Genomic DNA, 12,325 nt, shown 5'->3' with positions numbered 1-12,325 from the left:
CCCCACGCTCGGATGGCCTCCAGCCGATTTCGGGCGTAGCACTGGAGGTCGCGGCTCACAGTGACACTTCGGCGACCTTGCATCGTTGATGGTAAGTTCCGTGACCGTGGCTCCTCCAGGCGCGACGAAGGGGAGGGTTATGGCGTCCTGCTCTAATCCAAGGGCAAGCCGCGAGCTTTGTCGCTGCGTATTTCAGTCGGGGGATACTGGTTGACTCCATGGTTTACAGGTCGATAATTGCCCACCGATTCATTTTTCAAGAGGCTCCATGGCCGCCAGCACAGCAAACGGAGTCGCAGACTACCTTTTGTGGTTTGCCAAACAACACGGTGATCTCCTGACGCCCCTCAAGCTGCAGAACTCATGGACGATGTTTATCGGGTGTTCGGTGGTTTCAGTGGGTTCGAACTGGAACAATTGACCCATCAGGAAGAGCCTTGGAAAGCGGCACGAGGCGATCTTTCGCCGGATGCCAGTTGCACAGCCAGTATTGATAAGGCGCTTACGTGCCGCTTCTATAGTGAAATGGCCAGGTCGCCTGCGTAGCCGAGGGTTGCAGTCAAATGAGAGCTGGTCGGTTAAGCAAGCCTGATACTCCGATGCGGGCCGGCATACCCCCTGCACCTCAGCGGGTCAGTTTTTCGTTTCGTCATATCGCTCGGGACCACGATAAGTTCAGCTATTGCGCCAAAGCATCGGAATATTTCTGCAAGGTGCTGGAAAGGCTAAGCGCACTGAGCGACCTTAGTATCAAAGAACTTCATGCATCCAGATCCACGTCTTCTACGTAGTGTGGCTGGACCCGGACCACCGTCTTTACCCGTAAGGCCACGCCCGTCATCCCTCGGTACCCTGCCCATGCCATCTACACCCGCTCCCTTCCTAGCCCCCGGCGACACCGCTGTGCTCTTCGATGGCGTATGCAAACTGTGCAACGGCTGGGCGCGGTTTCTGATCCGCCATGACCGCGCCCGCCATATCAAGCTGGCCAGCGTGCAGTCGCCGGAAGGCCAGGCGTTGCTGGCCTGGGCCGGGCTGCCCCAGGACAGGTTCGACACCCTGGCAGTGATCGAGAACGGTGAGGTGTACGTACGCACCGACGCGATAATGCGCATTCTTGCGAGGCTACCGATGCCGTGGCCGCTGCTGCGGTTGGCCCGGGTGATTCCGGCGCCCGTGCGGGATTGGGCCTACGACCGCGTTGCGCGTAACCGCTACCGCTTGTTCGGCCGCCACGATCAGTGCCAGTTGCCGAGCGCGGACCACGCCGATCGCTTCATCAAGGCGCAGCCCTGAGGTGCAGTCGACTATCACGCAGCTGGCACGCATCGCTTGGGTGGCGAGGGCGGGGTTGGCCTTCATGTTCTTCTACCATGGGCTGGTTCCCAAACTGCTGACGCTCAGCGTGGGCGAGCGGCTCATGATTACCGCTCATGGATTCCAGAACCCGGAGCAGATAGCACGGCTCAGCGGTCTGGCGGAAATCGCCATGGCTTTGTGGCTGTTGTCGCCCTGGTATAGACGCGGTTCGCTGGTCATCGCCGCGACGGCTCTGGCCGGGCTGCTGGCGGACGTGGCAATGATCACGCCCCACCTGCTGGCCGAGGCATTCAACCCGGTATCGTTGAACCTGGCGGGCCTGGCCCTGTGCGCGGTGGCATGGTTGGCCGAAGCGCCGGTGCTGCGGGCACATCCGGCTTGAGTCCACCCATCGCCATTGCCGATGCCTGCCATGGCGATACGCGATTTTTCACCCGCGCGGTCGCCGCCTAGGGTGTGCTCCGCCGCACTGTCGCGGCGCCACTCGAGGCTTGCCCTGTCATGACCGCCCAAGCGATTACCCTGCAAGATGAACTGCTCGCGCTGGAAAGCGAGCGCGCCCGCGCGTTGATGGAAGAAGATCACGAGAGCATCGCGCGCCTGTTTGGCGATGAACTGGTGTACGTCCACACCACAGGGCTTGTGCAGAGCAAGGCCGAATACCAAGCGTACGCGCGCGAGGCCGTGCGTTACCTGGCCGTTGAACGTGGTGCGTTGCAAGTGCGCGTGCTAGCAGAGGGCGTGGCATTGATGACCGGCCCGCAGGTGAACCTGCTGCAAAAACGCAGTGGCGGCGAACCCATCCGGGCAGAGGGTTTCGTGACCCAGGTGTGGCAGCGCAACCCTGAGGGCTGGCAGATCGTGGCCTTCCATGGCACACGCGCCAGCGCCTGAACCCGGCTACAGCAACGGCTGCGCCCGGCTCACCGGTGCCATGGGCTGGATCAGCTGGAACTGCTGGCGGTATTGATCGGTAACCTGGCTGGCTTGGCTGCTGTTGCCAATCAGCCTTGGCGTGATCAGCACCAGCAACTCCGACCGGCCGCGGCTGCGGCTGGTATTGCCGAACAGCCAGTTCAGCCCGGGAATGCGCCCCAGGTACGGCACACTGCTGTCGGTCTGGCTCTCGCTTTGCTGGATCAAGCCACCGAGCAGCACCGTCTGCCCGCTTTGCACCGCCACCTGCGTACTCACCGCCCGGGTAGAAATGGACGGGTTGCCATTGGCGTCCGTGGTATCGCTGGCGTCGCTCACCTGTTGCTGGATGTCCATGTACACCAGCCCACCCGGGTTGATCCGTGGCACCACGTCGAGGATTACCCCCGTTTGCACGTACTCCACGCTGCTGTAGGTGGATTCGCTGGTGGTGGTCACGGAGGTTTGAGTGATGGGTATATTGGCGCCTACCTGGATCTGCGCCTGCTGGTTGTTCAGCACCACCAATGAAGGCGCCGACAGCACACGGGTGTTGCCGTTGGTCTCCAGGGCATGCAGCGCAATCTGCAGGTTACTGCTCACAAAGGAGTAATAGAGCGCGTCGGTCGCGCCCAGCGCCGCGCCGCCCTGGCCCAGGCCACCGCCGCTGCCCGAGGTATTTTCTACCCCGCTGGTGCTGGAATTGCCGGCCAGCTTGCCCAGGTACCATTGCACCCCCAGGCTGAGGTCGCCCGTGAGGCTCACCTCTAGAATGCGGGTTTCGATCTGCACCTGCATCGGGGGGTTGTCCAGGCGCTTGATGGCGGACTGGATCTCATCCCATTGCGAAGGGCGCGCCCGGATAATCAGTTGGTTGCTGCTTTTCTGCGCGGTAATGCGCACGCCGGAATCATTGCCCGTATTCGCCCCGTTGCTGGATTCGTTGTTGTCCTCGGAGGTTTTGCGGGTAGTGTCGGTGCCGGTGTTGCTGAGGGCTGAAGACATGCCAGTGTTGCCCTGGTTGCCCAAACCCTGGCTGCTCCCGGTGAGGTTACTGCTGCCCGCCAAACTGCCCGTGCCCGTGCGGCTACCGCTGGACAGTGTGGTGGTGCGCAGCCCCGGCGCCACCTGAGCTTCAGCCTCTTCGGTCACCGCCTCGTTGCCGTACAGCTGGCGTAAATAGCGGGAGAGGTCGGTGGCTTTCATGTTGCGCACGTCATACACGTACATCTGCGGCTCGTTGCCGCCGCCACGGTCGATGGTTTCTATCCAGCGCCGTACTTCGTTGAGGTACTCGGGCTGGGGCGAAATGGCCACGATGGCGTTGGTGCGTTCGATCGGCAGAAACCGCAGCATGCCCGCCAGCGGAGTGCCGCTTTCGGGACCGAACAGCCGCTGCAATTCAGGCATCAGCTCGGTCACGTTGGCCCGTTGCAAGCCGAACACCGCGATGGACATACCCTTGAGCCAGTTCACATCGAAGGTGTTGATGGTGCGTTCATAGTTGGCCAGCTCTTCAGCGGTGCCGGCCAGCGCCAGTACGTTACGGGCAGGGTCTACCAACAGGAATGCGCCGTCCCGCGCAAAGGGCTTGAGCAGCTTTTCCATCTCCGAAGCAGAAATGTAATCGAGCGTGAACAACCGTGCGGTGAGCCCCGCGCCCGGTGCCGGCATGCCCATGGCAGGCACCAGGCGGCCGGCAACGGCCTGGCTCGCCGGCACCACGTTATAGCGGTTGCCGTCGCGTACCAGCGCGTTGCCTGTCCACGACAGCAGGGTTTCGAGAATCGGCAGGGCTTCGCGCCGGGGCACCGGCCGGGCGGTGGAAAAGGTCACATCGCCCTTTACCCCATCGGCGATGGTGTAGTTCTCCTGCAGCAAGTCCCCAAGAATACTGTTGATCACCCCGCGAATCGGCTGCTCGTTGAAGTTGAAGGCCACGCTGGGCTCCCCCGCCGCCTGGGGGGTACTGGCTGGCGCAGGTGTTGGCGCGATGAAGCGAGCGCTGCCACGCACCATCTGGCTATCGGTGGCGGAGCGCGGCGACGTTTCCACGCTGCCGGGCATATTGGGCGACGGCGGTGTGGGCAATGGGCGCTGGCTTCCGGTGCCTTCCAGGCCTTCGCGCATCATGCTGTTGTCCGAAGGAAGCTGGGAGGCCGGTGAAACGCAGCCGGCGAGCAGCACGGCGGCAACGCAGGCAATAGGGTAACGCGGTGTCACGATAGGGTTGCTCCTGGCAGAAGCGGCAATCGCGCCGCCTTCTAGATCGAATCCATGGGGTAGGCGCCGCACTCAAGGGCGCCCCGGTGAAGGGCGCAGGCGCAGCCGCTGCTGCTGGCCGTCGAGCACAAACAGCGCTTCGGTGGGGTCGAGCCGTTCAAGCGTCCAGCCATTGGCCAGGGCCTTGCCTTGGGCCACCGAAAACCCCTTGCCGCTGGCGTCACGAAGCAGTGCGATGCGCACAGTGTCAGTCACCAGGCTGCCGGTAAGGACCATGCCTTGCAGCGACGCCGGTGTTGTGTCGCTGATCGGCCTCACGTCCGGCTGCCGCCCGGGGCTGAACAACGGTTGCTCCCAGGTGTTGGCCAGCGCCTGTAACGGCGGTGCCGCCGGCCCACCGTCGCTGACCAGCGGCCCAGGCAGGTCCTGAGCCAGGGGCGGCAGCCAGGTGAGCTCGCGGCCCAGGCCGAGCACCTGCGCCAGGATCGTGGCCATGAGCACGCCGGCCAACGCAAGCAGCCAAGGCCTGAAGCGCAGATGATCGGCACGGGTCATAACGGCTCCTCACCGCCAGCATTGGGGCTGGCCTGAGTGTGTGCAAAGCCACTGACGGTCAGCTGCACCTCCAGCCGCCCGCCGGGCCCATCCGCGGCTTGCGCGGGGCGTTCGACCCGCAATTGGCTGACGAACAATGCCGGCGTGCCGGTTTCCAGGTCATACACAATGGCTTCGACCGGTTCGATGGCGCACGTGAGGTTGAAGCTGGCTTGCACTTGCGGGTAAGGGCCAGCGCCAGGCGTGTCCGTGAGCGGCGTACGGTTGAGTAACTCGCAGCCAGCGCCGTCGGCTTGATGCTGGGCGATCACTTCGGCCCCCCGTTGCAGCAATGCCGCAGAGGCGCCGCTGGCATCGTCGCCGGGCAACAGGCCGTTTTCGCTCACGTCCCCCGGCTGCATCGCGGCTACCTCGGCTTGCAGCGCTTCGCGCTGGCCGAGCAAGGCCGCATAACGGCGTTGAGCCTGGCGCACGTCGGCCATCTGCTCGCTTATCGCTTGATGGGGTGCCACCAGCCAGGGCTCTACCACGCCCCAATAGATGAGTGCCAAGGCCGCGCCCAGCAGCAGCACGGCGCTCCCGCGCTGTTCACGGGGTGTCAGAGGTCGGCGCATCGGGGTGCTCCTCCTTGCGCAAGTGAGCGAGCAGATAGAAACGCTCCCCGCCCGTGGTTTCATCGGGCTGGATCACGCCTTGGAACTGCGCCCCGGTCAGGCTGGGGCAGCCTTTGAGCTGGGCAATCAGGTTGCCGGCGTGAGGGCTTTGCCCGCCTAGTGTGAGCTGGCCGTCGGGTTCCAGGCTGAACTGGCTGAGCCAGGTGTCGGCCGGCAGGCACCGGGTGAGCTCGCTCAATACCTGGCTGATGGGCGGGGTGGCCTGGCGGCGTTCGGCCAGGTAACGGGTGGCGCCCTGGCCGTTCTGCAGTTGCTGGCGCAGCTGTTGTACGGCGCTGGCTTCGTTACGCAGGCGCGCCACCTCTTCCTGCATGGCGGCAAGCGCGGCAGCGCGGTTGTACAGCCACAGCTGCAAGGCAACCACGCTCAGGCACAGTATCAGCAGGCCAAGCACAGCATTGACCTGCCGCGTGCGGTGGTGGCCGGGTGGCCGGCGTTCGAGTGGCAACAGGTTCAGCCCCATCCCGGCGTTCCCCGAGGGCGCGGCCACATCGACTGCCTGGGGCCGCACGCCTTGCCCGGCCAGGGTGTCGAGCAGCGCGTCGAGGCGCTCGCGCTGGGCCACGCCCAGCACCACGGCGGCCGGCTCCCGCGCCTTGCCCGGCAGGCGTTTGAAGCCGTAATACACCTGATCGGCACGGAAGGGCGTGTGGCGGTCCATTTCGTAGCCGATGGCGTCGGCCAGGTTTGGCGTGGCAGCCGGCGGGAAGGTGAGGGCTCTCACCAGCGCCTGGCGCGGCTCGAGCAGCAATACACAGGCACTGTCAGCGGGCATTCCCGCGCCACAGGGCGCCCAGCCCGCTTCGCCATGGCGCCACAGGCAGTCCTGCCGCCAGCACACCAGCGGTGCTTCGTCCGTACGGGCCAGCCAGCCACGCAGGCCAGCGGGCAGGCAACCGGCAAGCTGTTCGCCCCACCACGCGAAAAATCGCGGGAAGGCTGACGCTTGCCACTGTTGATGCAGTGCCAGACGCGCCGGGCGCAGGGCTTTGGTCAGGTGTGTTCGAAAGGAAGTCATGGCTGCCAACGCAACAGGCGATACGCGTGCGTGCCGCCGTCCAGGGTCAATAGAAAGGTAGCGCTGAGCGTCGCTCGCGCCCCGTTATTCAGCTGGGCTTCGCTGGTCACGCTCAACACCGGGCCAGGGTCCACCTCGTCGGCCATCGCCACCAGGCTCTGCCCCAGCGCCTCGCGCACCGGCGCCGAGGCCAGCGCAGCGACCGGCTCGTCATAGCCGCTCCACACGGTGATGTAGGGCAGCAAACGCTCGAACAGTTCGCTACTCATGCCCGGCAGCTGCATCGCTTCCTCGAGTACCCGTAGCGGCGTGATCTCGGCATCGGCCTGGCGCGCCCGAAGGGCCGTTGCCAGTTGGCCGGCTTCGCGGCCACTGGCGCCCAGGATGCGGGCCAGTTGCGCACACAGCTCAGGCGACGAACTGTTGAGGTCCACTTTGCCCATGTCGCTGTGCACCCGGACCGTGAGTCGGCTGTCCCCAAGCAGCTGGGCATAAGCCTGGCCGTTGGCGTGCCAGCGCTGTTCCCGTTGCGGGTCGCTGAGGTGCACCACCGCCAGGGCCAGGCCCGCCTCGGCCACCAGGTCCGCGCGGGCTTGCTGCAGCTGGTGCAGGCTTTGCCGGTTTTCCAGGCGCACCGTGGTGATGATCTGCAGCATCAACAGGCTTAGCAGCGCGAGGGCCCAGAGCGTGAGCAGCAAGGCGACGCCACGCTGGCGAAGGTCACTTCGCGGCGTGGTCATGGGGTGGCCACCAAGGGGCTCTGTTGCTGCAGGCGCAGCGCGACCTGCAACGGTGGCCAGGCGATCGGCCCTTTACTTTTGAGGGTTACGTCGATGGCCAAGGGCAGGCGCTCCGGCCATGGCCAGCGAGGCAACCAATCGGTGAGCCGGCCGTGGGCATCCAGCCCGCGGTAGCTGAAACGCAGCCCTTGCACCTGGCTCAGCAACCGTTGTGGCTCGCCCCAGGGCCGACGGCTCGCGGGCCCTGTGAGCTGAATAAGCTGCACTTCAAGCCACGGCTCCGCCTCCCGGTTGCCCAAGCCCAGCGTTTGCAGGTAAAGCCCACCGCCCAGATGCGCCGGCAGGCTCGACACGTAGCGCATCTCACTGGGTTCACCGTGAAACACCGCAGCGGCGCCCGAGGCCTGTGTGTCGATCGGCAATGCCACGATTTGCTGGAGCTCGCGCCGCAGGAATTGCTGGGCAGCCCGCACTTCATCCAGCCTTTGGGTAAAGCGTTCCGTGGTGGCAACGGTCTTGCGCGTAGCGGTGAGTGCCGTACCCACCAGTACCAGCAGAATCGCCATCAGGCTGATCGCCAGTAACACTTCGATCAAGGTAAACCCTCGGGCCAGCCGCTTCATGCGCCGCGCCCCGTCACGCCCTGCACCCGCAAAGTACTGAAGCGCTCCACGTGCCCGCCCAGTTCCAGCGTAAGGTTGAGCCGGAACAGCCGCGCCCTCGCATGGCCGCCCACGGGCGCAATGTTCAGCTGCCAGGCCACCCCGTCCTCAAGCCGACCCTGCTGCTGGCCCGGTTGCAGTGGGCCGTCAAGGGACGCATCCAGCACCGTGTGAGCAGCCAGTGCCAGGCGGGTGGCGCGCTGGTCCTTGAACAAGGCGTGGGTGGCCTGGCCGATGCCGCCCATCACCACAAAAAAGGTCACCGCGAGCAGGGCCAGTGCCGCCAGCACTTCCAGTAGGGTGAAGCCCTGTTGGCGCACGCCGTTCATGGCTGAACCTCCTGCCAGCGCACATCGCCGGTAAGCCAGGCCACGTCCACTCGCCATGCCCGGCCGTCCCGCTCGAGCCGTACGTTGCCGCCGGTGCTGCTGCCGTCGGGGTAGAACTGGATAGAACCTCGCTGGCCCAGGCGCAGCGCAGCGGCGGTGGTCAGGCGCAGGGCCATGCGCGGGGGCAGGGCGTGCGCCGGTTGGCCGGGTGCCTGATACCGCCGCCCGGCCACATCGAATTCCACTCGGGTGGGCTGGCCATCGGTAATCGCCTGGGCCCTCGCCGCGCGCAGGGCCAGGCTGAGGTCGCGGCCCGCTTCCCGGGCGCGCAGGCTGTCCAGCCCTTTGCTCAGGGAAAACGACACCACGCTCAGGGCCACCGCCACCAGTACGATCACTACGATCATTTCCAGCAGCGTGAAGCCCCCCTGGCGGCCCATACACCGTTACTCCCAGCTGCCCAGGTCGGCGTTATAGCCATCGCCGCCGGGTTGGCCGTCCTGGCCGTAGAAAATCAGGTCAAAAGCGCCATGTTGCCCCGGCGCGCGGTAGCCAAAGGCATGGCCGAAGGGGTCTTGCAGGTCTGAAGGCTTGGCATAGGGGCCGTTCCAGTTGCGGGCATCGGCGGGGCGAGTCGTCAGCTGTTGCAAGGCCTTGGGCGGCGCGCCGGCGTCCAGCGCGTAGGTTTCGATCTTCATGCCAAGGCTGGCGAGCTGCGCCTTGCCGGCGCCGTATTTGCCTTTGTCGACGTTGCCGCCCACCTGGCGCACCACGATCGTGGCCACGATGCCGAGCAGCACGATCACCGCGAGCATTTCCAGCAGGGTGAAGCCGCGCTGGTGGCGGGAAAGGAGGTTGGGGGGCAGTGTTCTCATACAGGTAGCAGCCTTTTAGATATTACTGGTGAGGCTCATCAGCGGAAGCATGATGGCCAGCATGATGAAGGCGACCAGCGCGGCCATGACGATGGTCAGGCTGGGTACCAGGGCAGCGAGCAGGCGGGCGATGCTGCGTTTGGCTTCGCTGTCGAAAACGTCGGCGACCTTGAGCAGGAGGGTGTCCAGTTGCCCGGATTCCTCGCCCACCTGCACCATTTGCAGCGCGAGCGGCGGCAACAGCCGGCTGTTCTCCAGCGAGGCAGCCAGCGGCGCGCCGTCCTTCACTCGATCGGCCGCCGCGGCCACCGCCCCGCGCAGGGCCTGGTTGGTGCACACGTCACGGCCGATGGCCAAGGCAGCCAGCAACGGCACGCCGTTGCGCAGCAACGTCCCCAAGGTGCGGGCCAGCCGCGCGGTCTCCAGCCGCTGCAGCAGCGGGCCGGCCAGCTTCAGCCGCAACAGGCCTGCGTCCCAGCGCAGCCGCCGCGCCGGCTCGGCCAGGCGCGCGCGCAGCCACCACAGCGCAACCACGCCGGTTACCAACACCACCAGGCCATAATCGGAAAACGCCTGCCCCAGCCACAGCACGATTTGGGTGAGCACCGGCACCGGAACGCCCAGGTCCGCGAAAATGGGTACAAATTGCGGCACCACGTACGCCATCAGCAAGGCCAACGACCCCAGTACGCCTACCACGAGAAACGCGGGGTAGATCAATGCATTGATCACCTCGCCACGCAGCGCCTGCGCGCGTTCCAGGTACGCCGCCAGTTGAGTGAGCGTGGCCGCCAGCGAACCGCCCGCTTCGCCCGCGCGGACCATGCTCACGTACAACACTGAAAACTGCTCGGGGTGTTCCCCCAGTGCCGAGGACAACGGTTTGCCCGCCTTCACGTGTTCGCGCACCCGCTCCAGCAAGGCGCCCACCCGAGCGTCCGCCGGGTTGCTGAGCAGGATGTTGAGTGCACGGTCCAGAGGCTGGCCGGCGTCCAGCAAGGTGGCCAGTTGCTGAGTGAACTGCGCCAGCGCGGCGGGGGAAAGCGGTGGGCGGGTGAACCAGGCGCGCCAGCCCTGGCCGGCCAGTGACCCCTCGGCAGTAGGCACCAGCTGCAGCACCAGCAGGTTGCGGCCATGAAGCTGGCTCGCCGCTTCGTGCTCGTCGGTGGCGTCGAGCAAGCCTTGAGAGGCACTGCCGTCGGCGTCCAGCGCCTTGTAGCGATAGCGGGTCATGTCAGTCCCCCCGCGTCACACGTAATACTTCTTCGAGGGTGGTCACCCCGGCCAGCGCCTGGCGCAGCCCGTCCTCGTAGAGCGTGACCATCCCTCGTTCGCGGGCGGCCTGCTCCAGCGTGGCGGCATCGGCGCGGCGCATGAGCAGGCGGCGCAGGGTGTCGTCGAGCACCAGCAGCTCGCTGATCGCACTGCGCCCCCGGTAGCCATCGGTCCCGGCAAGCCCGGCACGTGGGCGGTACAAGCGTATTGGCCGCGCCTCGGTGTAGCGCTCCAGCTGGTAGTCGGCGATCACCTCGGGCAGGGGCTCGTAGGCTTCGCGCAGGTCGGGGTCCAGCCGGCGTACCAGCCGTTGCGCCAGGATGCCGTTGAGGGTGGAGGCGAGCAGGTAATCCTCCACGCCCATGTCGAGCAGCCGAGTGATGCTACCCGCCGCGCTGTTGGTGTGCAGTGTGGACAGCACGAGGTGGCCAGTAAGGGCGGACTGGATAGCGATGGCACAGGTTTCCAGGTCGCGCATTTCGCCGATCATGATCACGTCCGGGTCCTGCCGCACGATGGCGCGCAGGGCGCCGGCGAAGCCCAGGCCAATGCTGGGCTTGACCTGGATCTGGTTGATGCCTTCGAGCTGGTACTCCACCGGGTCTTCCACGGTGATGATCTTGCGCTCGGCGGTATTGAGCCGGGCCAGGGCGGTGTACAGCGTGGTGGTTTTGCCCGAGCCAGTGGGCCCGGTCACCAGCACGATGCCGTGGGGCCGTTCGAGTACCGGCAGGAAGTTCTCCAATGCCTGGCCGGCGAACCCCAGGCTGGCGAAGTCGAAGCGCACCGAGGCACGGTCCAGCAGGCGCATCACCACCGACTCGCCGAAGCTGGTGGGCACCGTCGACACGCGCAGGTCCAGTTCCTTGCCCTGTATGCGCAGCATGATCCGCCCGTCCTGAGGCAGCCTGCGCTCGGCGATGTCCAGCCGCGCCATGATCTTCACCCGCGAAATTACCGCAGCGGTGGAGCGGGGCGGCGGCGCTTCGGATTCCTGCAGCAGGCCGTCAACGCGGTAGCGCACCTTGAGGTGGTTTTCAAAGGGTTCGATGTGGATGTCCGAGGCGCGCAGCTCTACCGCGCGCTCGATGATCAGGTTCACCAGGCGGATCACCGGCGCTTCGGAGGCCAGGTCTTTCAGGTGTTCGATGTCGTCCAGCGACTGCGTGTCGTTGCCCATGCCCTGGGCGATGGCGCCCATGGCCGAGCGGCCCTGGCCGTAATAGCGTTCGATCATGGCCTGGATGTCGCCGCGCAGGCCGATGGACACCCGTACCGGGCAGTCACAGGCGTAGGCGATGGCGTCGAGCGGGTAAGGGTCGGCCGGGTTTGCCAGCACGATATGCAAGGTGCCGTCCGGATCCTTGCTTACCGGCACCAGTTGGAACTGTTCGAGGAACCGCAACGGCAGGGATGGCAGTGCCTCTGGCGCCGCCGGCGGCTGCTCGGCATCGACCACGGGCACATTCAGCAGGCTGGCCCAGGCGTGCGCCAGGTCTCGCTCGGCTACCAGCCCCAGGCGCAGCAGGAATGCCGTGAAGGCTTCGGTGGGTGGCGAAGCGGTGTCGGCGCCAACGTACAAGCGGCGCGCGCGCTCATGGTCCAGGGCCTTGAGTTGGCCCGCCGCCACCAGATAGTCGCAGAGTGCCCGCTCGGCGGCCTCTCCACAAAGCTCCGGCATCGGCGCACAAACCAGCGCCATTTGCCCCCCGCCTGCCTTCTTGGCTTCGGTTGCCTGC

General features: G+C 65.7%; 14 protein-coding genes. 3 read left to right on the top strand and 11 right to left on the bottom strand.

Features of this window, described 5'->3' with window-relative positions; translation table 11 throughout:
- Positions 1-858 precede the first annotated feature (858 nt).
- The 3 genes from AC3Z8Y_RS14755 (at position 859) to AC3Z8Y_RS14745 (ending at position 2,214) form a co-directional block, all read left to right on the top strand.
- Positions 859-1,296 (top strand): thiol-disulfide oxidoreductase DCC family protein, encoded by a 438-nt coding sequence (locus tag AC3Z8Y_RS14755; RefSeq protein ID WP_490086450.1) that lies wholly within the window; start codon positions 859-861, stop codon positions 1,294-1,296.
- A gap of 1 nt (position 1,297) precedes the next feature.
- The gene (locus tag AC3Z8Y_RS14750) at positions 1,298-1,702 is read left to right on the top strand and encodes a DoxX-like family protein (RefSeq protein ID WP_490086449.1); all 405 of its coding nucleotides are present in this window, start codon (positions 1,298-1,300) and stop codon (positions 1,700-1,702) included.
- 119 nt (positions 1,703-1,821) lie between these two features.
- Positions 1,822-2,214 carry a nuclear transport factor 2 family protein gene (locus tag AC3Z8Y_RS14745; RefSeq protein WP_490086448.1) on the top strand — a complete coding sequence of 131 codons (393 nt, stop codon included), beginning with the start codon at positions 1,822-1,824 and terminating at the stop codon, positions 2,212-2,214.
- Between the two features lie 6 nt (positions 2,215-2,220).
- On the opposite strand, the gene gspD is transcribed toward AC3Z8Y_RS14745, so the two are convergent.
- From gspD to gspE, 11 genes are all read right to left on the bottom strand, one after another.
- Positions 2,221-4,461 (bottom strand): type II secretion system secretin GspD, encoded by a 2,241-nt coding sequence (gene gspD / locus AC3Z8Y_RS14740; protein WP_490090009.1) that lies wholly within the window; start codon positions 4,459-4,461, stop codon positions 2,221-2,223.
- 69 nt (positions 4,462-4,530) lie between these two features.
- Positions 4,531-5,013, bottom strand: coding sequence for a hypothetical protein (locus AC3Z8Y_RS14735; protein WP_490086447.1), 483 nt, complete (start codon positions 5,011-5,013; stop codon positions 4,531-4,533).
- Positions 5,010-5,627, bottom strand: a complete 618-nt coding sequence (gene gspM / locus AC3Z8Y_RS14730) for a type II secretion system protein GspM (protein ID WP_490086446.1) — start codon at positions 5,625-5,627, stop codon at positions 5,010-5,012. The genes AC3Z8Y_RS14735 and gspM overlap by 4 nt, the downstream gene beginning before the upstream one ends.
- Positions 5,602-6,705, bottom strand: coding sequence for a PilN domain-containing protein (locus tag AC3Z8Y_RS14725; protein ID WP_490086445.1), 1,104 nt, complete (start codon positions 6,703-6,705; stop codon positions 5,602-5,604). The genes gspM and AC3Z8Y_RS14725 overlap by 26 nt, the downstream gene beginning before the upstream one ends.
- Positions 6,702-7,445, bottom strand: coding sequence for a type II secretion system minor pseudopilin GspK (locus tag AC3Z8Y_RS14720; RefSeq protein ID WP_490086444.1), 744 nt, complete (start codon positions 7,443-7,445; stop codon positions 6,702-6,704). Before AC3Z8Y_RS14720 ends, AC3Z8Y_RS14725 begins: the two co-directional genes overlap by 4 nt.
- Positions 7,442-8,068, bottom strand: a complete 627-nt coding sequence (locus AC3Z8Y_RS14715; RefSeq protein WP_490086443.1) for a type II secretion system protein GspJ — start codon at positions 8,066-8,068, stop codon at positions 7,442-7,444. The genes AC3Z8Y_RS14720 and AC3Z8Y_RS14715 overlap by 4 nt, the downstream gene beginning before the upstream one ends.
- Positions 8,065-8,436: a prepilin-type N-terminal cleavage/methylation domain-containing protein gene (locus AC3Z8Y_RS14710; protein ID WP_490086442.1), complete on the bottom strand. Its 372-nt coding sequence runs from the start codon at positions 8,434-8,436 to the stop codon at positions 8,065-8,067. Before AC3Z8Y_RS14710 ends, AC3Z8Y_RS14715 begins: the two co-directional genes overlap by 4 nt.
- Complete coding sequence (locus AC3Z8Y_RS14705; protein ID WP_490086441.1) at positions 8,433-8,876, bottom strand: GspH/FimT family pseudopilin; 444 nt, start codon at positions 8,874-8,876, stop codon at positions 8,433-8,435. The genes AC3Z8Y_RS14710 and AC3Z8Y_RS14705 overlap by 4 nt, the downstream gene beginning before the upstream one ends.
- Positions 8,877-8,882: 6 nt before the next feature.
- Complete coding sequence (gspG, locus tag AC3Z8Y_RS14700) at positions 8,883-9,311, bottom strand: type II secretion system major pseudopilin GspG (protein WP_490086440.1); 429 nt, start codon at positions 9,309-9,311, stop codon at positions 8,883-8,885.
- A 15-nt stretch (positions 9,312-9,326) separates the two neighbouring features.
- On the bottom strand, positions 9,327-10,544 hold the full coding sequence (gspF, locus tag AC3Z8Y_RS14695; protein WP_490086439.1) for a type II secretion system inner membrane protein GspF: 1,218 nt from the start codon (positions 10,542-10,544) through the stop codon (positions 9,327-9,329).
- 1 nt (position 10,545) lies between these two features.
- On the bottom strand, positions 10,546-12,267 hold the full coding sequence (gene gspE / locus AC3Z8Y_RS14690) for a type II secretion system ATPase GspE (RefSeq protein ID WP_490090008.1): 1,722 nt from the start codon (positions 12,265-12,267) through the stop codon (positions 10,546-10,548).
- Between the last annotated feature and the right edge of the window lie 58 nt (positions 12,268-12,325).

Source organism: Pseudomonas sp. 3MAES_34.3B, from assembly GCF_058145875.1.
This window is presented reverse-complemented; position numbering and strand designations above follow the sequence as displayed.